Here is a 19,675-nt window from a genome sequence, read left to right on the forward strand (position 1 = left end):
GGTGGGATTGGAGATAAATTACGTTTGCCTCTGATTCATTCGCCACGATTGTCAACTCCTCTCCGACTTACTGCGCAAAGCCACAACCATGCGGTTTGTAGCTGTGTTACTCAGGATGCCCAGCAAAGCTGTGACCTAACCGTGTCCCTAGATGAGAATTTGCCGTGAATTCGAAACCTGACGATGACCTGCGTCACATAGCGCGCGCACCGCCGCACCGGGCCAGCAGCGCAACCGCGCTCCAGGGTCGGCGGCCGGGGCGGCGAGGGTCGGGCTGCGGTAGCCAGGCGGTTGCGCGCATCAACATCGGCAAGCGGTGGAAACGGCGCGCGGCCGAAAACAGCGATTCGGAGTGCACCACGCGCCAGCCAAGTTTTTCGAAGTGCGCCAAGCCGTTCTCCGGAGCGAACTTGAATGGAGCGTTCTGCAACAATCCGGCCATCTTCCGGTTCATCATCTGCTTGAGGCCCGGTCCCGCGAGATCCAGCATCCACCAAGAAACTTCGCGCCTTTCGAGCGCGGCGGAAAGCGCGTCGACGTCAGCCTCGTCGAGATACATCAACAGTCCTTCGGTGAGCACCAGCGCTTTGGTGGCACCATCGAGTGCTTCGTCGAAGAATCTGTCGCGCGCCGTCGGGTCGGCGAGGTCGACGGCGGTCCGCGTCAGCCGGCAGCGAGGTTCCTGGCCGACCAGCAGCTGCGTCTTCTCCTCGACCAGTGCCGGAAGGTCGGCCTCCACCCAGGTGAGCTCAGCCGGAAGCGGCAGGCGGTAGGGGCGGGTATCCAGCCCGGCTGCCAGATTCAGCACCCGGTCGCAGCCGTCGGCGATCGCTTGCAGAATCGCGTCGTCGATGATTTTCGTGCGCGCGACCAGCCACCAGCCGTTGCGCGTCGACCGTGGGACGCGGGCGACGATCGCCTGGCCCTGCTCGCCGGCGAGCCGCTCGGCAAGGAAGTCGTTGAACAGCGCGTCCGGGCGCGCGGACTCGGTCGCCCGATGCAACGCCGTCCATCGTGCGGTGTCGGAGACATGTGTGATGACGTGGTCAGTGCCTGCCATACGAGCGTTATAGCACCGGGTACCGACAGGCCCGGTTCGCTCATATCGCGCCCCTTCGAGGTCGGGTACGGTTCGCTCATGGCTGACCAAAACCGTCGCTTTCTCCTGCGTGAACGTCCGACCGGGCGCATCGGGCCCACGACCTTCGAACTCAGTGCGGAGCCGATCCCCCAGATCGGTGACGGTGAAGCACTCGTGCGCGTGAACTGGATATCGCTGGACCCGACCAACCGGATGTGGATCACCGACGTGCCGACCTACCTCCCGCCGGTGGGGATCGGCGAGGTGATGCGGGCAGGCGGTATCGGTGAGGTCATCGAATCGAAGAACCCGAATTACCCAGTGGGTCAGATCGTGCAGGGCCTGCTCGGCTGGCAGGAATACGTGGTGGCGTCCGACCAGAACCCGGTGATGCCGGTCCAGGTCGCCGAGGGCGTCTCGCCCAGTGCCTACATGGGTGCGCTCGGCATGACTGGGCTGACTGCCTGGATCGGCATCCGCGACATCGCAAAGCCGAAGCCCGGCGAGACGGTGGTGGTCTCGGCCGCGGCCGGTGCGGTCGGTTCGGTGGCCGGTCAGCTGGCCAAGGCGGACGGCGCGCGCGTCGTCGGCATCGCCGGTGGCCCCGAGAAGTGTGCCCTGCTGACCGAGCAACTCGGGTTCGACGTTGCCGTCGACCACAAGGCCGACGACTGGTACGCCCAACTGGTCGCGGCCACCCCCGACGGCATCGACGTCGACTTCGAGAACGTCGGCGGGCAGATCATGGACGCGATCTTCGCCCGGCTGAACATCAACGCGCGCGTTGCGTTGTGCGGTTTGATCTCCGGCTACAACGAGGCCGACCCGCCGCCTGGGCCGCGGGCGTTCGGCAACCTGCTCATCCAGCGCGCCACGGTGCAGGGGTTCATCGTGCTGGACCACTTCGGTCGGGCTCCGGAGGCGATCGGCGAGATCGCCGGGTTGATCGGGGAGGGCAAGCTCAAGCCGCTGGAGACGGTGGTCGAGGGCTTCGAGCAGCTGCCGACCGCCATCAACATGCTGTTTGACGGAAAGAACGTCGGCAAGTTGATGGTGAAGATCACCTAGGCGCGATCTCCGCCCGGCGGGCTCAGATAGCCCTCGATGAGATCGTGCAGCGCCGGGGCCAGATCGGAGACGGTCGAGCCGTGCAGCTTGGCCAGCAGGATCAGCCCCTGGTAGTGCGCGAACAGGGCATGGGCCAGCCGGTCCGGGTCGACGCCGGCACGCAGCGTCCCGTCTTGGGCGGCGTCGCGACAGATGGCCGCGAGCTCGCTCTCCAGCGCGGCCAGCCGGCTGGCGAGGTGACTGCGAACTGCTTCATCCGTGGTGGACAGCTCGGCGGCCAGATTGCCGAACGGGCAACCCACGAGGCGTCCGAACTGACGCTGCAGCCCGGACTGGATCGCGGCGATGGCGTCCGGGATCGCCGAGAGCCGCTCGGCGGGGGTAGTCCCCGGGGTGTTGGCCAGTCGCGCCTGAAATACCGCCAGGTGCAGGTCGACAACCGCTTTCGCCAGTTCGGCTTTCGATGAGAAGTAGTGGTAGAAGCTGCCCTTGCGGACGTCGGCCACCGCGCACAGTTCCTCGACACCCACGTCGTGGTAACTCCGCTCGAGGAACAGGCGGGCCGCCGTCGAGACGATGCGTTCGCGAGCGTCCGAGGTGCGCGGCATACGGTCGATTCTAAACGATAGTTGACTGGTCGGTCAAAAATAATCTACGTTGGGACGGTCCCACGAATGATTGGAGATCGCGCCGATGAGTCCGACGACCCCGGAGGTTTTCCGCACTCCCGATGCTCGCTTTACCGACCTGCCCGGATACGGCTTCGCGCCCAACTATTCGGAGGTCGACGGATTGCGGATGCACTACCTCGACGAGGGCCCGCGCGACGGTACCCCGGTGGTGTGTTTTCACGGCGAACCCAGCTGGGCCTATCTCTATCGCAAGATGCTGCCGCCACTCGCTGCGGCCGGCCTTCGGGTGATCGTGCCCGATTTCGTAGGTTTCGGCCGCTCCGACAAGCCGACCGACCGACGGTGGTACACCTTCGATCGGCACAGCGAATTGATCGGTGCGGTCCTGAACGGCCTCGACCTCAACGGCGCGACCGTCGTCGTCCAGGACTGGGGCGGCCCGATCGGTCTGCGGTGGGCCACGGAGAACGCCGACCGGGTCGACGCACTGATGATCATGAACACCGGATTGTTCACCGGGCACGTGTCCAAGGGCTTCATGGCGTGGCGCAACTTCGCCGAGAAGAACCCGGATCTGCCCGTCGGTTTCGTCATACAGAGCGCCACCACGACCCCACTGTCCGATGATGTCGTCGCCGCTTACGAGGCGCCCTTCCCCACCGTCGAGTCGAAGGCCGGTGCCGCGCAGTTTCCGCTGCTTGTTCCGATCACCGAGGACGCACCGGGGGTTGACCGGATGAGAGCGATCGGCGCTGAACTCGCCCACTGGAATAAGCCTGCGCTAGTTGCCTTTTCGGACTCGGACCCGGTATTCCCCTACCCCAAGGCGGGCCAGTTGTTCTGCGATCTGATTCCCACCGCGGGTGAGCAGGTGCGCATCGAGGGCGCGGCACACTTCGTGCAGGAGGACCGTGGTGAGCAACTCGCGGACGTGCTGCTTTCGCGGCTGGTGGTACGCCCCGGTGCCTAATGCGGTGCGACGACGAGGACCTTGGAGAAGTCGTGCGGATCGACGCGTACCGGCACCTGTGCGTCAATCGTGATGTGCGGAACCGTCGAGAGTTCCAGGGCGACGCGGCGGGTGGCGCGGTAGGGGTCGTTGTCAGGCAGCCGAACATCTAGTTCGAGTTCGTGCCAACGGCCCAGCGAGGTGGTCGCGACGTTCTCGCGGATGCCCACAATCGTGGCGACGCCCGCTATCCCATCGCGCAGCAACCGCTCCCGCTCGGCGTTGAGTGTGGTGAGCTCGGCGAGCGTGTCGGCGGCCTGCCGCTTGTCGGCCCGCGTGACCCGCTCCCCCGCCCCGGCGTTTCTTGCTCGTTCGAACCAACCCACCAGGTCAGCGTACGGTCACGGCGCGAAGACGTCGACAGCGTGTCGGAGAACGAGTCGTCGACAGTGAAATGGTTTGCGCCGGTTGCATTTTGGTGTCAGCGAGCGGGCACCGGCGTGCCGGTAGTGCGAATTGGTGGACTGATCAACTACCGTGCCCTCATGTTTCGTATGACCGTTCAGGATGTGTTCTCGATCAAAGGGCGTGGCACAGTCGCGACCGGCCGAGTCGAGTACGGGCAGCTGAGTGTTGGTGATCAAGTGCGGATCAACGACGGCCCCCCGGTTCGGGTCGATGCGATCGAGGCTTTCCGCAAGAAGCTGGATACGGCCGCTACGGGTGACAACATCGGAATCCTGTTTCGCAAACTCGACAAGAGTGAGGTGGCCGCGGGCGACGTCCTCACCTCGGGCGGCGTCTATCTCGCGTAGCGCGAATGCTGCACCGCTGCAACGGTATTGCGCACAACTGAGTTGCCGGCTGTTGACTGGTCCCACGGTGGTCGACGTCTTTCGTGCGAAAGTACCGGCAGCGCTGGGACGCTGCCCCTAATGTCATGACCATGGGGCCTCCCGATGTCGGCTGACGAGCAGGACGCAGGCGCCGTCCGCCACCTGCATCGCGATCTGTCCAATCGTCAGATCCAGCTGATCGCGATCGGTGGCGCGATCGGTACCGGTCTCTTCATGGGATCGGGACGCACGATCACCCAGGCGGGCCCGGCGGTGGTGGTGGTCTACGGGGTCATCGGATTCTTCGTTTTCTTCGTGCTGCGTGCGATGGGCGAATTGCTGCTGTCGAACCTGAACTACAAGTCGTTCGTCGACCTCGCAGCCGACCTACTGGGCCCGGTGGCCGGCTTCTTCATCGGGTGGTCCTACTGGTTTGCCTGGGTTGTCACCGGTGTCGCGGAGGTCGTGGCGATCGTCGGCTACTCCAAGTATTGGTGGCCCGGCCTGCCCGACTGGATCCCGGCGTTGGTGACCGTCCTTGTGGTGCTGGCCTTCAACCTGTTCAGCGTGCGCAATTTCGGGGAGATCGAATTTTGGTTCTCCTTGATCAAGATCGTCGCGATTTTGGGGCTGATCGTGGTTGGCATCGCCCTGGTGGCCACCGGTTTCGTCTCGCCGCACGGCGACCGCGCGACGCTGGCGAATTTGTGGAATGACGGCGGGTTCTTCGCCACCGGGTTCATGGGTCTGGTCGGTGGCATGCAGATCGCGTTCTTCGCCTTCGTGGGTGTCGAGCTGGTCGGCACCGCTGCGGCGGAGACCGCTGACCCGCGCCGCACGCTGCCCCGAGCCATCAACGCCGTCCCGATGCGAGTGGCGATCTTCTATATCGCCGCACTGCTGGCGATACTCGCCGTCGTGCCGTGGCGACATTTCGCCAGCGGCGAGTCGCCGTTCGTGACCATGTTCGCGCTGGCCGGCCTCGGTGCGGCCGCGTCACTGGTAAACGTCGTGGTGATCACCTCTGCGGCCTCGTCGGCGAATTCGGGAGTTTTCTCCACCGGCCGGATGCTCTACGGGCTGGCCGACGAGGGCAGCGCTCCGTCGTTGTTCCGCCGACTCAACCGCTCCGGTGTCCCGGGGTCCGCTGTGCTCGCGACCGCTCCCCTGCTGTTGATTTCGGTGCCGCTGCTTTATGCCGGCGCCTCGGTTATCGGCGTCTTCACCGTCATCACAACGGTCGCCTCGCTGCTGTTCATGTTTGTGTGGACGATGGTCGTGGTCAGTTACCTCGTTTACCGTCGCCGGCATCCCCGGCGGCACGCCGATTCGCGGTACCGGATGCCCGGCGGCGTCGTGATGTGCTGGGCGATTCTGGCCTTCTTCGTATTCGTCGTCTGGACGCTGTCGACCGATCGGGAAACGGCTGTGGCCCTGGCTTGGTTTCCGGCGTGGTTCGTGCTGCTGGCGGCCGGTTGGCTGGTGGTTAAACACCGCCCCGGCCACGCGGAGCAATATCGGATGTTCCAGGCTGAGATGAATCACCCGCAGATAGGAGTGCCCGAGCATGGCTGATCGTCCCGATGTCACCGGAAACGCCGCGATCATCGATGAGTTCCGCGCGAACGGCGGAAAGGTCGGGGGTCCGTTCGAAGGTGCCACCCTGTTGTTGCTGCACACCACCGGTGCCAAGTCGGGCCGACAGCGCATCAACCCGGTGATGTGCTTCGACATCGACGGCAAACTGCTGATTGTCGGCTCCTACGCCGGCGCCGACGTCGACCCCGCCTGGTTACACAACCTGCGCGCCAACCCGGTGGCGCACATCGAAATCGGCACCGACGACTACGACGTGCGCGCCCGCGAGCTGCCGAACGACGAGCGCGACGCCGTATACCCGCGGATTGTCGAACAGGCACCGGGATTTGGCGGTTACCAGTCCAAGACCGACCGGGTGATCCCGGTCATCGAATTGCAGCGCACCTGAAGTTATTGGGATCGGTAGCGCAGCGGCTTCGGTGTACTTCGTGCAACGACGACGCCACCAAGGCGGCGCGCCACGAAAGGAAGACCGCAGATGAACATCGTCCCCGCCGGCATCCAGGCACAGATCAACCGGGTTGACCGCCAATGGAGCCTGTGGATCGGAGTAAGCCTGGCTCTGGTAGCCGCCGGCTCCGTCTTTCGCTTGTTCTGGATGCTCTACATCTCGATGGCATTCGGTGTCTTCGCCGGAGCGATGATCGTCAACATCGTCTTCTCGCTTGCCTTCGGCGCTGCGGCCGCCATCGGGGCGGTCGGCTTCCTGACCCGCTACCACAAAGACACCGAAGCCGAACGGCTTTGACGAGCTGATTGATCCGAATGGTCCCGAGTCATCGGGACCATTCGTCGTTTCGGCGAGACGTTTAGGCTCGCGGGATGGGGATGAGCCGCCGCGCCGCGCCGGTGGGAATCGTCGCAGCGGCCCTGGCCGCGGCACTGACGATCGGTAGTGGGGCTTGCGCGAATTCGCAACGGTCGGCGCCGAACGCGTCTTCCGGCGCCAATGCGGTTGCGCCACAACCCATATCCTGCGAAAGGTGGCACCTCGACTACCAACCGAAGCTCGCCGATCAACACGTGGACTGCGTGCTGACGCTGGGCAACCTCACGCTCGAGGTGTCCAGCGATGCCGCGTGGTCGTTCGCCGTGCACGATCGCGACACCGTCGTCCAGCAGTTCCGCGAACCCGCCGACCAGGTGGGCCAATCGGGCGTCGCGCCGCTGTTGCGGGACATCGACCACAGCGGAACACCGGTGGGCTGGACCCAGCGACCGCCCAGCAGAAATTGTGCTCACGGGCCTGGGTCGCGTCTATCTACCGGTGAGGCGGTTGACGCCGCACCGCCTCGGCGCCGGTTCGACGGCCTGTTCACCGCCCAGTGCGTCGCGTAGCGTCCCCGCCATGGGCGATGACATCCAGTTCGTCGACGCGAACGGGCTGCGCTTCGCGTACCTGGAAGAAGGATCGGGGCCGCTGGTGCTGATGCTGCACGGGTTCCCCGACACCGCGCATTCGTGGGATGACCTGCGACCGCGGATCGCAGCCAAGGGCTACCGTGCGGTCAGCCCCTTCATGCGGGGATACCATCCCAGCGGAATTCCCGACGACGATGCCGATCAGGAGACCTTGGCGCGCGATCCCCTCGGTTTGATGGATGCGCTGGACGCGCAGGAGGCGATCCTCATCGGACACGACTGGGGTGCCTCGGCCGCCTATGGCGCAGCGGGCCTCGCACCCGAGCGGGTGCGAAAGCTGTTCGTGATCGGCATCCCTCACCCCGCGGCGGTCAAGCCGTCGTTGAAGAAGATCTGGGGAGTTCGCCACTTTGCCGCCTACAAGCTGCCGGGGGCGCCTAACCGATTCGCGCGCAACGACTTTGCCGCGCTGCCTGCGATATACCGGCGATGGTCGCCAGCCTGGAATCCCGATCCCGGCGAGTTCGCGGCCGTCCGTGCCAGTTTCGCTGTTCCGGCGAGCCTCAACGCGGCATTCGGCTACTACCGGAAGCTCTCCCCCATCCCGTCGGCGTCCCTGAAGGCCAAGATCACGGTGCCCACAGTGGTATTCGCCGGACTGGACGACCCGATCGTCGATCCGTCGGATTACCGGTTCGCCGCGCGCATGTTCGAGAACGAGTACACCGTCGAAGAGCTACCCGGCGGACACTTCATGCACCGGGAACACCCCGAGATGTTTGCCGACCGCCTGCTGGGCCATCTGTGATCAGGCGCTGACCAGTTCGGGATGGAACCTGGTCGCCATCCGGCGCAAGCCGTCCTGCCAGTCGACCGTGCTGGCGGCGCCGATGAGTTCGTGAAGCCGGCTCACGTCGACGGGATTGCCGCGCAGCGCCTGGGTGCTTTCGTCGAACACCGGCTCCCGGCCGATCAGTGTGCCGAGGTAAGCGCACCACTGCTGGATGCTGACGACCTGGTCGCCGGCCCAATTGACCGTCGTCGCCGGAACCGACGCCGCGTCAAGCAATTTGGGGATGGTGGCGATGATGTCGTCCTGGTGGATCGGGTTGTAGCGGGCCGGTCCGCCGGGCGGCACCGGAATCGGGATACCGGCCAGCATCATCTCCATGTGGTAGTACATCCATCCCCCGTTGTCGCCGTAGGGAACGTTCAGCCGGGCGATCGTGGTGGGCACTCCCAGCACGCGTGACATCGAACGGGCGACGGCCTCCCCCGCGATTTTGGAGATCGAGTAGGTCGGGAACAGCGGCTTGTGGTTGTCTCCCAGCGCGGCATCCTCGGTGCGCACGTCGTCGTTCGGCGGGTCGTAAACCGCCGCGGACGAGCAGTGCAGAAATGCCTGCGCGCCACGACAATGCGCCATCAACACGCCCACCGCGTCCGCGTTGGCCGCCAGATCCCTGTCCCACTTACCGCTCTTGGCGACGGCCAGGTTGAGGACATAGTCGAAGTCGGACGGCAGGCCGGTGACATCGCCCTCGGCCAGGTTGACCGTCTCGCAGCGCACCCCCGCCTGCTCGAGGCGGGCTCGAGCCGCGGCGTCGGTGAACCGGGCGGCGCCCCAGACTTCGTTGTCGGCTGCCAGAGCGACGGCAACCGGGGTGGCAACCTGTCCGGTCACCCCCGTGATCAGGATCTTCTTGTCACGCATGCGCTGATGGTAGCGGTGTGCCGGTGTCGCAGCGCCGGGTGTGTGAACGACGGTTTTGCGCATTCTGCTCGTGGTAGTGTCCCTGCATGCCCACCAGGGGTCGCATCGACTTGCGGCTCGCCAGCCGGGTGCTGTTGCTGCAACTGGTCCTGGTCACGCTGACCCTGATCGTGGCGTTCGGGCTGTTCGCCGAGTTCAACCGCCATCGCCTCGACCTCCAATACGGTGTGCACGCAATGGATATCGCGCGTGTCGTGGCTTCGTCCCCTACGGTGCTCAACAACATCGGGCGCTACGAAGACATCCGCTTGAACCCAACCGTGACCGCGCCGTCCGCGCTCGTCAACGAATTGGAGACCGGGCCCTTACAGTCCGTCGCGTCGAGGGTGGAGCAGCGCACCCACGTGTTGTTCGTCGTCATCACCAACACGCAGGGCATCCGGCTCGCCCATCCCCATCGCGACGAGTTGGGATTGCGAGTCAGCACCGATCCCTCGAAGGCCCTGAGCGGCCAGGAAGAGGTGGTGCATCAGTCCGGCACGCTGGGACGCTCGATCGTCGCCAAGGTGCCGGTGCTGCAGCCGGGGACCAACCGGGTGCTGGGCATGGTCAGCGTCGGCATCTCCACCAAAGAGTTCGACGAACAGTTCTCGAAGAATCTGCGCGTGCTGGCCCCGCTGGGCGGGGCTGCGCTGCTGATCGGTGTGGTGGGTTCGGTGGCGCTGGCCCGGCGGTGGCGCGGATTGACGCTGGGCCTGCGCCCGGCGGAGATGGCCGAACTGGTCCGCACGCAGGCGGCGGTGTTGCATGGCATCGGTGAGGGCGTGCTGGCCGCAGACGAGACCGGCCGCATCACCTTCGTCAACGACGAAGCATGCCGGTTATTGGAGATCGGCACCGAACTGGGTGGGCGCATCGACGAAATCGGCTTGACTCCACGGGTTCTCGATGTGTTCCACGCGGCCGACTCGGCACCGGCACTGGCCACCGTCGGCCAGCGCATCGTGGTGGTCTCGGCCCGGAAAGTGCAGCGGGACGGTCGGCCACTGGGCACCGTGCTGGTGGTGCGCGACCGCACCGACGTCGAATCGCTGACCCGGCAACTCGATGCGGTTCAGGTGATGAGCACCGCGCTGCGTTCCCAGCGGCACGAGTTTGCCAACCGGCTCCATTTGCTGAATGGGCTGCTGCACACCGGCCATGTGGAAGAGGGGTTGCAGTACTTGGAGGAGTTGCTCGGATCCGGGCCGCTCGGCTCGGCCCTGCCGGGCATCGATTCCATCCGCGACAACCATCTGCAGGCGTTCCTGGGAGCCAAGGCCGCGGCTGCCCGGGAAGCCGGTGTGACACTCAAGATCGGTGAGAACACCTGGGTATCAGGCAGGCTCGAACTTCCGGTGGATGTCACCACCGTGGTGGGCAACCTGCTCGACAATGCGATCGACGCCGCCCGAACCGGTTCGAATCCCGCTAAAGAGGTCGAAATCGAACTGTTGCAGGAAGGTTCGACGCTGCATGTCACGGTGGCCGACAGCGGCGACGGTGTCACGCCCGACTTCGTCGCGCAGTTGTTCACCGAAGGGACCACAACCAAGCCGGACTCCGGCATCCCCGGCGGGCGCGGCATCGGATTGGCCTTGTCACGCCAGATCAGCCGCTCGCTGGGCGGCGAGCTTCGGTTGTCGAGTCCGGGCAATCCGGCCGCACAGCAGGGGTTGGTGGGTGCGGAGTTCATCGCCCGCCTGCCGGGGGTGATGACGGAGGAGGAGCAATGGGTGGAACAGATTTGACCGTCTTGGTGGTCGACGACGACTTCCGCGTTGCCAACATGCACGCCGGAATCGTCGAGGCGATGCCTGGTTTCGCCGTATCTGCGACCGCCAACACGCTGGTGGCCGCACGTCAGGCCGCCCCGGTCGATCTGGCGCTGGTCGACGTTTATCTGCCGGACGGCTCCGGCATCGACTTCATTCGCGAATTGCGTGGCGACAGCATGGTTCTGACGGCGGCGACGGAAGCCGACACCATCCGTGCCGCGATGGCAGCGGGCGCGGTGAGTTACCTGGTCAAACCGTTCGCCACTACCGAACTGGCGGCGCGGCTGGCCGGCTACGCGCGCTACCGCAAGATCCTGTCCGGTCCGAACCTCACTGCCGCCGACGTGGATTCGGCGCTGGATGCGCTGCGTCCCAAAGTGGTTCCGGCTCAGTCACCCACCACCGTGGCCTCGCCGACCAAAAAGCTCGTGCTGGAGGCTCTGCAAGCATCAGAGGTGCCGATGTCGGCGGCCGAGGTGGCCGGCGCCATTGGCATTTCGCGGGCAACGGCGCAACGCTATCTGGCGTCGTTGGCCACCACCGGCGAGGTCAGCGTGGGATTGCGGTACGGGACGACGGGCCGGCCGGAACAGGAGTTCGTCACGGGCGATCCGGCAGCGCGATCACGACGCTGAATCCGCTTTCCGGCCGAGCCTGGGCCACCAATTGGCCGTTCCGATCATTGCCGCCAGCGCGGGGACGGTGATCGTGCGCACCACGAACGTGTCGATCAGCAAACCCATCCCGATGACGAAACCGGTCTGCACCATGATGGAGATGCTGCCGAACAACAGCCCGAACATCGAAGCGGCGAAGATGAGCCCGGCCGAGGTGATCACTCCGCCGGTGGACCGGACCGCGCGGATGATGCCCGAGCGGACACCGAATCTGGCTTCTTCTTTGATCCGGGTGATCAGCAGCAGGTTGTAGTCGGCGCCGACCGCGACCAGCATGATGAAAGCGATCGCCGAAACGTTCCAGTAGATGGCCTGATGACACACGAACTGAAAGAACGCTACACCCAAGCCGACCGCCGATAGGTAGGAAATGACCACGGAGGCAATGAGATACAGTGGCGCCACGATCGCGCGCAATACCGTGACCAGGATCAGGAAAACCACCAGCAGCGTCACGATGACGACCAGCCGGATGTCGCCGTTGTAGTAACTGCGCGTCGTGTTGTACATCGCGGTGGTGCCGGCCATCGATATCGAGGCATCCGCGAGTGTCGAACCGTGCTGCTCGCTGCGGGCGGCGTTGAGTATCGCGGAATCCTGATCCATCGCCGCCGCGCTGAACGGCGCGAATTTCGACTCGACGAGGTAGCGCACCGAATGTCCGTCGGGTGAGATGAACACCGCGGCGGCGCGCTTGAAGTCCGCCGAGCCCAGCACCTGAGGCGGGATGTACATGCCCGCCATCGAGGGCTGGGCAGCATCGCGCTTCATCGACAGCAGCAGATCTGCGGCCTGGGTCATGCCGATGCCCATCTGCCTGGTCTGATCGACGAGAGCCCGAACACCCTCGGCCAATCGCCGGCTGCCGCCGGCCAGTGAGTCGGCGCCGTCACGGAGGTGGGTGATGGTGCGCTGAACCCCGGCTGGACCGCCCGCCTCCGTCAGCAGGCTGCGCAGCCGATCCAGAGCTGCCTGCAACCGCCGCACCACCGAAACGGCCTGATCAGCGATTGCGCTGTCGTGGGTCGCGACGAGGTGTTGCAACTGCTGGCGTCCGTTGCGGCAGCTCGCGTCGGCATCGCACTGAGCGCTGCTGTTCAGGGCGTTGAGCATCGGCCCTGTGGCATCCATGACTGCGGCCAGCGGTGCCACGCCGGGCCCGGCATTGAGCAGATCTCGCAGTGTTCTCAACAGGCTGGCGGCTTCGTCGAGCTGCTGTTGGGCCAGGCTCAAACTGGTGGCGAGTGCGGTAATCGACCCGTCGGCGCCGCTGACCTGATCACGGACCCGGGCAAGATTGCCGGCGAGTTCGTCAGCCCCGCTCGTCAATGCATTCAGATCGTCGTTGCGGTCGGCGATCTGAGTGGACACGGTTTGCAGTTTGGCTCCGACTTCGCCGGCCTGAAAGCTCAGCTCCGCCGCAGTCAGCGGCGAACCGGCGGGTCTGGTGATCCCCCGCACCGCAGCGACATCCGGCAATGCGGCCACCCGTTGCGCCATCTGCTCCAAGTCGGCCAGCGATTGCGGAGTGCGCAGGTCGCGGGGTGAGTGCAGGTAAATGTATTGCGGCAGTAGCGTGCTCGCACCGAAGTGGCGGTCCATCGCCGAGAACCCGCGGTTGCTTTCCGCCGATGCCGGCAGCTGAGAGCGATCGTCGAAGGTCGGGTGCAGCAGCGTCACGCAGCCGGCCAACGAGATCAGAATCGAAAGGCTAACCAGGAGATGGACTTTCGGGCGTCTGACGATCTGCACGGCCGAGCGTCGCCACAGTCGATCGGTCAGTGGCCGCCGCGGAGCCACCCAACCGCGCCGGCCGGCGAGCACGAGAATGGCCGGCAGCAGCGTGACGGCGGCGCCGAAAGACACCACAATCGACACGGCAAGCGCCGGCCCGACGCATGTGAAAGCCGGTAGGCGGGTGAAGACCATGGCGAAGAAGGTGACGGCCACGGTGGCCGCCGAGGCCGCGATGACCTTGCCGACCGAGCGCAGCGCATCGACCACGGCGACGTCCGATTCCCTGCCAGACCGTAGGTGCTCGTGGTACCGACTGATCAGAAACACCGCGTAATCGGTTCCCGCGCCGGCGATTACCGCAGTCATCATGACGGTCGTCAGCGCCGAGACGCCCAGGCCGAGTTGGGTGAGCGCGGACACGACCCGCTGTGCGGAGGCCACCGATATTGCGATGGTGACCAAAGGCAGCAGCACGGTGGCGGGTCGCCGGTAGATCACGGCCAGGATGGTGAGCACCAACAACGCGGTGGCAATCTCGATCAGGTGCATATCGTGCTCGGTGACGATCGACAGGTCACCCAGCACGGCCGGCTGCCCGGTGACATCGGCCCTCAACGGGCCGTTGGCGGTCGCCAGCTTGGCCACTCGGGCAACGCGTTGGTAGGCCTGCGACGATTCCGGCGATCCGGTGGGCGCGCGCAGCGTCACGGCCATGAAGAACGCCTTGTGGTCCGGGCTGACCATGACCTGGCGCAGCGCCGGAGTGCTGAACGGGTCCTGTACCGCCGTGACATCGGTGGTGTCGTCGCGCAGCGTGGCGGCCAGCTTCCGGTAGGTAGTTTCGTCGGCCGGCTGCAGACCACGCTCGTCGGTGAGCACGACCACCAGAGTGTTCTGTGCGGATTCGCCGAAGGCCTTGGCCATCTGTTCCGCCGCCGCCATGGCGCTCGGCGGAAGTGGCTGGACCGTGCGACTTTCCACCACCTGGCTCAATGGCGGGAAAGCCACGATCAGCACGGCGAGCGCAGTCAGCCAGGCGCCGATCACCAGCCACGGAGCGCGCACCACCAAGCGGCCCAGCACTGTCATGTCAGGCGGCCTCGTCACGTGGCCCGGGCTGTGGCCAGCCGCAGGTGGCGGTCAGTGCGAACTCTCCCAGCGTGGCCAGAAGGTCCTGCCGCAGAACGTCATTTGAGTTGAACCGGTCCGGCTGATACGCGAGCACGGAGATGAACAGGCGGCCGTGCACGCGCCCGGACGCCAGTGCCAACCGTCCTCCGGTGCTGCGCATCATCGAGGTTGTCACACCGGGAAACAGCGACATCATCGCGAAGTTGTGGGCCGGCGTGCCGTCGGCGCGGGTGACAGCGGGGTCGACGGCGCCGAGGTTGGATGCGACGACGGTGCTTGGAGTACCGGCGGCGACCCCGACCAACCTCTTGACCAGTCGTTTGGGCAGGAACGGCACCAGCGGCATCAAGGCCCACCGCTCGTCGGGTACCTCGTTGTGGCGGATCAGCGCGTCTTTGATCGTCGCCCGGATCTCGCGGAGATCGGTCGGAATCGGTACCCGCGGGATGGTGATGTCGGCATTGGTCACCGCGTTGGCGCGGGTGTCGCCGGGAATGCGCTCGTTGACAGGCATGGCCAACACGAGGGAGCCATCGGTGGCGATCCGTCCCACCCGCTGACCCAGCCGGGCGGCCACAGCGGCGAACAGCGCGTTGCTGGTGCCGCCGGCCGCGTGCGCGCGGGCGTCCCACTCGTCGCCGTCCAGGAAAACCGTCGTCATCGGCATGGCGATCGGCTCGTCGCGCCCCGCAAGGCGTCCGGGTGACGGCGCCGCGCCACCGCGTTCCCGCCAGGCCATCCGTGCCACCGCAGCGACGGCGCGCGCTGAGGCGCGACTGTCCCGCACGGTTTGACGGATGTCGGCGCGCAGCACCCGCGAACGACGAGCGGATCCTGGGGCGGGCCAGCACATGGCGCCGTCGCGACCCGAAGCCGCATCAGCCAGCGCTTCGCACAGCCCCAGCCCGTCGGCCAGGCAGTGTGAGAGCACCAGGCTGACGCCGGCGCCGCCTTCGGCGAACGGAAGCACCGCAAGGTGCCAAGGCGGCCCCTGCTCGGCGTCGAGCCGGGTGTGAGCCTGCTCGACCAGCCAGGCATCGAAGTCGGCACGCGGGCGGGCCGCAACGATCTCGATGTCGGAGAAGTGTCGCGGACTCACCCAACGGTGGCGGCCGAACGGCAACGGTGAGCGTTCGATGGCGCGCCGCAGCCTTCCCTGCTGCAGGTGCTGATGAAACCGCCGCAGACCGTCGATGTCGATCGCGTGGTGGTAATCCCACGCGCACTGCAGCAGGCCGGTTGCTCCGGTGGCCCGTTCTCCCAGGAACATGGCCTGGTCGGCCAGATCAATCACGTTGTCGACGCCGCCGGCAAATGGAGAATTCGGTGTTTTGGTGACATTGAATGCGGTCATTGCGTGCTCCCTATTCGAAGATGGTCAACGGTTATTCAGCGGCCCACGTATTCGACATAGGCAGCGCGCTGATAATCACGGATTCCGCGGCGGCCCGGTCGGCATCGGTGTATGTCTGCGCGATCTGCGTCAGTGCCGCACCGGTACGCATCAGTTCTTCCTGGGCGGCTCTGTGCACCTCTAGTAGCGAGCCGGCATGCTGCTCGAAAGCGGTTGCTGCCAGCATCGATACCTCGTCGGAGCCGGCGGGGGCCAGACCGGTGATCGACTGCTGCGCGTGGTCGCCGGCCTGCAGGCTGCTGATGCCGATCTGGACGACCTGCGCACCGATGTCACCGACGACCGGATCAAATGTCATGGGTTGCATTGACTTACTCCTGGGCTGTGCGGTGCCGAAATTCCCTGCACTGCGAAATCGGCAGACGCTGCTTACCGCATTGCAAATCGCGTTATTGCTTGAGATCGAACTTAGGGCGCGATGGTGGATGTGTCGCGGTTGTGGGCGATAGTCGGAGTAAGCGACGATTTCGCAGTTTTGCGCATTGTGCTCATCGCTGGTTCGGCCGCGTCAGAAAGTGCTTCGGGACCTTCCTCGGGGACCTTAGAATTGAGATGTTGTCCAGCGCGCTTGGACCGGCGGGCTCGCCGGCGGCAGGCGCGCACAAACACAGGAGCAGCACGCAGATGGCAATGGATTCCATGTCGCATGATCCGGCCGCCGGTGACATCGGTTCGCAGTTGGTCGACATCGGTAGCCAGGGGCTCAGCGCCGGTTCGACGGCGGCCATGACGGTGTTGACCGGTCTGATACCTGCCGGCGGGGAAGAGGTGTCGATGCAGGCGGTGATGGCTTTTGCGCAAGAGGCCGCGACCATGCTGGCGTCCAACGCCGCGGCTCAGGAAGAGCTGATGAGGGCCGGAACCGCATTGACCGACATTGCCCGGATGTACAACGAGTCCGACGACGCGGCGGCCGGCGCGGTGGCGTTCAGTGCCGCCACGATGAACCGGTTCGGGTCGGCCGCAGGGTCGAGCTTGAGCGGTGCCGGGCTGGGTACCGCGGCGCTGCAAAGCCAACTCGGCGCAGCGGCGAGCAACCCGGTGCTGGCCGGTTTCACGTCCGAGGCGGCGTCATCATCGATGGCCTCCACGGCCGCCAGCGCCGGCTCGTCAGCGATGGGCGGTGCGGCCCCGCTGGGCAGCGGCATGAGCGGTGCCGGTGCTGCCGGCGGCTCCTCGAAGGCAAGTCTGGCCTCGACCACCGCGCCGGCTGACGACCAAGATGACCGCCAGCACGACGGCGAGGACGAGCAGGCCCGCGAGCGACTGCTCTGAGTTTCGCGACGTCGAGGGATCTACGCTAACGCGTGACACTCGACGTGAAGGAGCGCTGTTGTGACCGACGAGCCCGAGATGGCCGCTGTCTTGCGGCAGATGAAAGTCCCCGAGCGGATGAAGGGCAGTCAGGCGCTGCGGGATTTTCTGCTCATCTATGTCGACGATGAGGAGTCGATTGCCGCCAACCCGGAAAGACTCAAGCAGTTGAACGGACTGATGATCCTGTCGCAGCTGGAGATCATCAATGCCTTGGGGGCACTGGAAGAAAGTGCCCAGAATTACAGCCGGAGCGCACGCAGACGTCGCTGGTTCTGATCTGTCGTCGTACCGTGTGGTGTGCGGTGGATCGTCGACGGAATGAACGTGATCGGGAGTCGCCCGGACGGCTGGTGGAAGGACCGTCAGCGCGCCATGGTGACGCTGACCGACCGGCTTGACCAGTGGGCACACGCCCAGCAGGAAGCCGTCACGGTGGTGTTCGAGCGCCCGCCGTCGACGCCGATCCGCTCCTCGCTGGTCGAGGTGGCGTATGCTCCTCGAGCCGCGGCGAATTCGGCCGATGACGAGATTGTCGGGCTCGTCCAGGCCTACGCCCGGCCCGGCGAAATCCGGGTCGTGACATCAGACAGGGCGCTGGCCGAGCGGGTCCGGAGTCTCGGCGCATCGGTTATCCGCGCCGAGGGTTTTCGTGACCTGATCGACCCGCGCAACGCGAAAAGCGAGGGGCGCCATGCCGATTGACCAGGCCAATCGGCTGTGCGCGCTGGCCGGCATCGACATTCCGATCATCCAGGCGCCGATGACCTATATCGCCGGTGCGCAGCTGGCCGGGGCGGTGTCCAACGCTGGTGCACTGGGCATCATCGAAACCACCTCGGAGCAGGGGCGCGCCGATGTGCGGCGGGTTCACCAATTGACCGACCGGCCCGTCGGGGCCAACATCGCGCTGCTGTTCAATCGCGACCCGGCCGTCATAGACCTGCTGGCTGCCAACAACATTCGCTTCGTGACCACGTCGGCGGGTGACCCGATGCTGTTCACCGCCCGACTGCACGACGCCGGTATCACCGTGTTTCATGTGGTCGGCACGCTGGCGGCGGCGCGGAAGGCCGTCGACGCCGGGGTGGACGGGCTGGTGGTAGAAGGCGTCGAGGGAGGCGGGTTCAAGAACCGTTTCGGAGCATCGACGATGGTACTGCTGCCTCTGGTGGCAGCTCACGTGGACGTACCGATCGTGGCGGCGGGTGGCATCTGCGATGCCCGATCGATGGCTGCCGCGCTGGTCCTCGGGGCCGACGGTGTGCAGATGGGCACCCGACTGCTGGCGTCCGCGGACTCGCCGGTGCACGGCAATCTCAAGCAGGCGGTGGTCAGCGCCGACGAGACCTCCACGGTGCTACTCCCCCTCGACGGGCGGCGGATGATGCGTGTGATCCGGACCCCGGCGGCTGAAAAACTTGATGCTTCAGACTCTTTCGAGGAAGGAGGGGCGGCACTGCAGCGGGTGCAGCGACTCTACTTCGACGGCGACATGGATGCCAGCGTTGCCAATACCGGTCAGGTAGCCGGACGCATCGACGACCTTCCGCCGGCGGCCGACATCATCGCCCGCATGTGGAGCGGGTGTCGGCAGGTGCTCGCGGCCACCGCCGAGCGGCTGCCTAGCTCGGCCGGGAGTTGACGTCGAACAAGACCGTCTCGCCGTCGACCTTGGTGACTCGCATGTGTGCGGTGTAGGGCTTGCCCTCGGGTCCGGTGAAGTGACAGTCGAATTGCTGGCCCACTTTCGCTTCCACTCCTGACGGGCAGTTCACGTCCGTGGGGCGGAAGCCCGTCTGTCTGGAGACGACGTCGACGACCGATTGTGCGGCGCCCTCGGGCTTCACTGTCGAATTGCCACAGGCCGATAGAGACAGCGCTGACAGCCCCGCCAGTGCCGCCGCGGCAAGCCGGATACCGGTCGAATGGGCGAAGGTCATCTCGCTGCCCCTTGGCTGACGGTTGGGCTTGTTCGGCGAAAGCGTGGCTGCCCTGAGCCTAGTGGAGCACGGCCGCATCTCGGCGCATTGCACGGATGCGCCGTTATCTCCCTCCGGCGGTCAAACCCGGAAGGATGCAACCTTATCGAGGTAGGTCAATCGTGTTCGTCGTCGTCTTCGGTGGTGAACAGCTTTTCCGGGTGGTGGAAGGTGTTGGTGCGGGGTTGGCCGTGATCGAGGTGGGCGGGTGGGATCCATTGGGTGTCTCCTTTGGCGTTTTTGCGGGTGGTCCAGCCTTTTTCGGCGAGGCGGTTGTGGGGGCCGCACGCGAGGGTGAGGTCGTGGATGTCGGTGTAGAAGGTGGTGGTCCAGCCGGAGACGTGGTGGACCTCGGTGTGGTA

General features: G+C 65.5%; 22 protein-coding genes and 1 pseudogene. 14 read left to right on the forward strand and 9 right to left on the reverse strand.

All coding sequences use genetic code 11. From position 1 onward, the window contains the following. Positions 1 to 193: 193 nt before the first annotated feature. Entirely contained in the window at positions 194 to 1,060 is an 867-nt protein-coding gene (locus AWC08_RS06985; protein WP_065133571.1) for a class I SAM-dependent methyltransferase, read from the reverse strand. A 78-nt stretch (positions 1,061 to 1,138) separates the two neighbouring features. Between AWC08_RS06985 and AWC08_RS06990 the strand changes: the two genes are divergently transcribed. Continuing rightward, positions 1,139 to 2,149 (forward strand): NADP-dependent oxidoreductase, encoded by a 1,011-nt coding sequence (locus AWC08_RS06990; RefSeq protein WP_069434223.1) that lies wholly within the window; start codon positions 1,139 to 1,141, stop codon positions 2,147 to 2,149. Here the strand turns inward: AWC08_RS06990 and AWC08_RS06995 are convergent. Continuing rightward, positions 2,146 to 2,757, reverse strand: a complete 612-nt coding sequence (locus AWC08_RS06995) for a TetR/AcrR family transcriptional regulator (RefSeq protein ID WP_069434222.1) — start codon at positions 2,755 to 2,757, stop codon at positions 2,146 to 2,148. The genes AWC08_RS06990 and AWC08_RS06995 overlap by 4 nt on opposite strands. An 85-nt stretch (positions 2,758 to 2,842) precedes the next feature. On the opposite strand from AWC08_RS06995, the gene AWC08_RS07000 reads away from it, so the two are divergent. Continuing rightward, a complete protein-coding gene (locus AWC08_RS07000; RefSeq protein WP_069434221.1) occupies positions 2,843 to 3,751 on the forward strand; it encodes a haloalkane dehalogenase in 909 nt (302 codons plus the stop codon). Here AWC08_RS07000 and AWC08_RS07005 read toward each other — a convergent pair. Further along, a complete protein-coding gene (locus tag AWC08_RS07005; RefSeq protein ID WP_069434220.1) occupies positions 3,748 to 4,116 on the reverse strand; it encodes a hypothetical protein in 369 nt (122 codons plus the stop codon). The genes AWC08_RS07000 and AWC08_RS07005 overlap by 4 nt on opposite strands. Before the next feature lie 159 nt (positions 4,117 to 4,275). On the opposite strand from AWC08_RS07005, the gene AWC08_RS07010 reads away from it, so the two are divergent. From AWC08_RS07010 to AWC08_RS07030, 6 genes are all read left to right on the forward strand, one after another. Continuing rightward, entirely contained in the window at positions 4,276 to 4,545 is a 270-nt protein-coding gene (locus AWC08_RS07010; RefSeq protein WP_069434229.1) for an EF-Tu/IF-2/RF-3 family GTPase, read from the forward strand. A 144-nt stretch (positions 4,546 to 4,689) separates the two neighbouring features. Beyond that, on the forward strand, positions 4,690 to 6,141 hold the full coding sequence (locus AWC08_RS07015) for an amino acid permease (RefSeq protein ID WP_069434219.1): 1,452 nt from the start codon (positions 4,690 to 4,692) through the stop codon (positions 6,139 to 6,141). After that, on the forward strand, positions 6,134 to 6,553 hold the full coding sequence (locus tag AWC08_RS07020) for a nitroreductase family deazaflavin-dependent oxidoreductase (RefSeq protein ID WP_069434218.1): 420 nt from the start codon (positions 6,134 to 6,136) through the stop codon (positions 6,551 to 6,553). Before AWC08_RS07015 ends, AWC08_RS07020 begins: the two co-directional genes overlap by 8 nt. A gap of 90 nt (positions 6,554 to 6,643) precedes the next feature. After that, the gene (locus AWC08_RS07025; protein WP_065133565.1) at positions 6,644 to 6,913 is read left to right on the forward strand and encodes a hypothetical protein; all 270 of its coding nucleotides are present in this window, start codon (positions 6,644 to 6,646) and stop codon (positions 6,911 to 6,913) included. Positions 6,914 to 6,987: 74 nt separating this feature from the next. After that, the gene (locus AWC08_RS36330; RefSeq protein WP_159459967.1) at positions 6,988 to 7,503 is read left to right on the forward strand and encodes a hypothetical protein; all 516 of its coding nucleotides are present in this window, start codon (positions 6,988 to 6,990) and stop codon (positions 7,501 to 7,503) included. Positions 7,504 to 7,513: 10 nt separating this feature from the next. Further along, a complete protein-coding gene (locus AWC08_RS07030) occupies positions 7,514 to 8,335 on the forward strand; it encodes an alpha/beta fold hydrolase (protein ID WP_069434216.1) in 822 nt (273 codons plus the stop codon). Here the strand turns inward: AWC08_RS07030 and AWC08_RS07035 are convergent, their stop codons facing one another. Next, positions 8,336 to 9,241 carry an NAD-dependent epimerase/dehydratase family protein gene (locus tag AWC08_RS07035; protein ID WP_069434215.1) on the reverse strand — a complete coding sequence of 302 codons (906 nt, stop codon included), beginning with the start codon at positions 9,239 to 9,241 and terminating at the stop codon, positions 8,336 to 8,338. Positions 9,242 to 9,327: 86 nt separating this feature from the next. Between AWC08_RS07035 and AWC08_RS07040 the strand changes: the two genes are divergently transcribed. Together AWC08_RS07040 and AWC08_RS07045 are read left to right on the forward strand one after the other, a co-directional pair. Then, positions 9,328 to 11,031, forward strand: coding sequence for a sensor histidine kinase (locus tag AWC08_RS07040; protein WP_174900758.1), 1,704 nt, complete (start codon positions 9,328 to 9,330; stop codon positions 11,029 to 11,031). Next, positions 11,013 to 11,693: a response regulator gene (locus AWC08_RS07045; protein ID WP_069434214.1), complete on the forward strand. Its 681-nt coding sequence runs from the start codon at positions 11,013 to 11,015 to the stop codon at positions 11,691 to 11,693. Before AWC08_RS07040 ends, AWC08_RS07045 begins: the two co-directional genes overlap by 19 nt. On the opposite strand, the gene AWC08_RS07050 is transcribed toward AWC08_RS07045, so the two are convergent. The 3 genes from AWC08_RS07050 to AWC08_RS07060 are packed head-to-tail and all read right to left on the reverse strand — an operon-like array spanning position 11,682 to position 16,315. Next, entirely contained in the window at positions 11,682 to 14,561 is a 2,880-nt protein-coding gene (locus AWC08_RS07050; RefSeq protein WP_069434213.1) for an MMPL/RND family transporter, read from the reverse strand. The two genes, AWC08_RS07045 and AWC08_RS07050, sit on opposite strands and share 12 nt — an antisense overlap. 1 nt (position 14,562) lies before the next feature. Beyond that, positions 14,563 to 15,957: a WS/DGAT/MGAT family O-acyltransferase gene (locus tag AWC08_RS07055; protein ID WP_065133560.1), complete on the reverse strand. Its 1,395-nt coding sequence runs from the start codon at positions 15,955 to 15,957 to the stop codon at positions 14,563 to 14,565. Positions 15,958 to 15,988: 31 nt separating this feature from the next. Continuing rightward, positions 15,989 to 16,315, reverse strand: a complete 327-nt coding sequence (locus AWC08_RS07060) for a PE family protein (protein WP_232007945.1) — start codon at positions 16,313 to 16,315, stop codon at positions 15,989 to 15,991. Between the two features lie 326 nt (positions 16,316 to 16,641). Here AWC08_RS07060 and AWC08_RS39525 point away from each other — a divergent pair, with 326 nt between their 5' ends. From AWC08_RS39525 to AWC08_RS07080, 4 genes are read left to right on the forward strand one after another with little or no spacing between them, the layout of a single operon-like run. Next, positions 16,642 to 17,292, forward strand: coding sequence for a PE family protein (locus AWC08_RS39525; RefSeq protein WP_269456604.1), 651 nt, complete (start codon positions 16,642 to 16,644; stop codon positions 17,290 to 17,292). Positions 17,293 to 17,352: 60 nt separating this feature from the next. Continuing rightward, complete coding sequence (locus tag AWC08_RS07070) at positions 17,353 to 17,610, forward strand: hypothetical protein (RefSeq protein ID WP_069434211.1); 258 nt, start codon at positions 17,353 to 17,355, stop codon at positions 17,608 to 17,610. Between the two features lie 21 nt (positions 17,611 to 17,631). Continuing rightward, positions 17,632 to 18,036, forward strand: coding sequence for an NYN domain-containing protein (locus tag AWC08_RS07075; RefSeq protein WP_069434210.1), 405 nt, complete (start codon positions 17,632 to 17,634; stop codon positions 18,034 to 18,036). Beyond that, positions 18,026 to 18,976, forward strand: a complete 951-nt coding sequence (locus AWC08_RS07080) for an NAD(P)H-dependent flavin oxidoreductase (RefSeq protein ID WP_065133352.1) — start codon at positions 18,026 to 18,028, stop codon at positions 18,974 to 18,976. Before AWC08_RS07075 ends, AWC08_RS07080 begins: the two co-directional genes overlap by 11 nt. On the opposite strand, the gene AWC08_RS07085 is transcribed toward AWC08_RS07080, so the two are convergent. Next, positions 18,957 to 19,274, reverse strand: coding sequence for a DUF4333 domain-containing protein (locus AWC08_RS07085; RefSeq protein WP_065133351.1), 318 nt, complete (start codon positions 19,272 to 19,274; stop codon positions 18,957 to 18,959). The two genes, AWC08_RS07080 and AWC08_RS07085, sit on opposite strands and share 20 nt — an antisense overlap. Positions 19,275 to 19,429: 155 nt before the next feature. After that, positions 19,430 to 19,675, reverse strand: a pseudogene (locus AWC08_RS07090) (hypothetical protein); the annotation flags it as partial.

Origin of the sequence: Mycobacterium gordonae (genome assembly GCF_002101675.1) — a bacterium.
Lineage (GTDB): Bacteria > Actinomycetota > Actinomycetes > Mycobacteriales > Mycobacteriaceae > Mycobacterium > Mycobacterium gordonae.

What these genes read in the sequence shown, in the direction of transcription:
- AWC08_RS07000 (WP_069434221.1), top strand. Translation starts at nt 2,843, where the DNA reads ATGAGTCCGACGACCCCGGAGGTTTTCCGCACTCCCGATGCTCGCTTT.
- AWC08_RS07050 (WP_069434213.1), bottom strand. Translation starts at nt 14,561, where the DNA reads ATGACAGTGCTGGGCCGCTTGGTGGTGCGCGCTCCGTGGCTGGTGATC.
- AWC08_RS07030 (WP_069434216.1), top strand. Translation starts at nt 7,514, where the DNA reads ATGGGCGATGACATCCAGTTCGTCGACGCGAACGGGCTGCGCTTCGCG.
- AWC08_RS06995 (WP_069434222.1), bottom strand. Translation starts at nt 2,757, where the DNA reads ATGCCGCGCACCTCGGACGCTCGCGAACGCATCGTCTCGACGGCGGCC.
- AWC08_RS06985 (WP_065133571.1), bottom strand. Translation starts at nt 1,060, where the DNA reads ATGGCAGGCACTGACCACGTCATCACACATGTCTCCGACACCGCACGA.
- AWC08_RS07015 (WP_069434219.1), top strand. Translation starts at nt 4,690, where the DNA reads ATGTCGGCTGACGAGCAGGACGCAGGCGCCGTCCGCCACCTGCATCGC.
- AWC08_RS07060 (WP_232007945.1), bottom strand. Translation starts at nt 16,315, where the DNA reads ATGACATTTGATCCGGTCGTCGGTGACATCGGTGCGCAGGTCGTCCAG.
- AWC08_RS07010 (WP_069434229.1), top strand. Translation starts at nt 4,276, where the DNA reads ATGTTTCGTATGACCGTTCAGGATGTGTTCTCGATCAAAGGGCGTGGC.
- AWC08_RS07025 (WP_065133565.1), top strand. Translation starts at nt 6,644, where the DNA reads ATGAACATCGTCCCCGCCGGCATCCAGGCACAGATCAACCGGGTTGAC.
- AWC08_RS06990 (WP_069434223.1), top strand. Translation starts at nt 1,139, where the DNA reads ATGGCTGACCAAAACCGTCGCTTTCTCCTGCGTGAACGTCCGACCGGG.
- AWC08_RS07035 (WP_069434215.1), bottom strand. Translation starts at nt 9,241, where the DNA reads ATGCGTGACAAGAAGATCCTGATCACGGGGGTGACCGGACAGGTTGCC.
- AWC08_RS36330 (WP_159459967.1), top strand. Translation starts at nt 6,988, where the DNA reads ATGGGGATGAGCCGCCGCGCCGCGCCGGTGGGAATCGTCGCAGCGGCC.
- AWC08_RS07080 (WP_065133352.1), top strand. Translation starts at nt 18,026, where the DNA reads ATGCCGATTGACCAGGCCAATCGGCTGTGCGCGCTGGCCGGCATCGAC.
- AWC08_RS07055 (WP_065133560.1), bottom strand. Translation starts at nt 15,957, where the DNA reads ATGACCGCATTCAATGTCACCAAAACACCGAATTCTCCATTTGCCGGC.
- AWC08_RS07045 (WP_069434214.1), top strand. Translation starts at nt 11,013, where the DNA reads ATGGGTGGAACAGATTTGACCGTCTTGGTGGTCGACGACGACTTCCGC.
- AWC08_RS07085 (WP_065133351.1), bottom strand. Translation starts at nt 19,274, where the DNA reads ATGACCTTCGCCCATTCGACCGGTATCCGGCTTGCCGCGGCGGCACTG.
- AWC08_RS07040 (WP_174900758.1), top strand. Translation starts at nt 9,328, where the DNA reads ATGCCCACCAGGGGTCGCATCGACTTGCGGCTCGCCAGCCGGGTGCTG.
- AWC08_RS07020 (WP_069434218.1), top strand. Translation starts at nt 6,134, where the DNA reads ATGGCTGATCGTCCCGATGTCACCGGAAACGCCGCGATCATCGATGAG.
- AWC08_RS39525 (WP_269456604.1), top strand. Translation starts at nt 16,642, where the DNA reads ATGGCAATGGATTCCATGTCGCATGATCCGGCCGCCGGTGACATCGGT.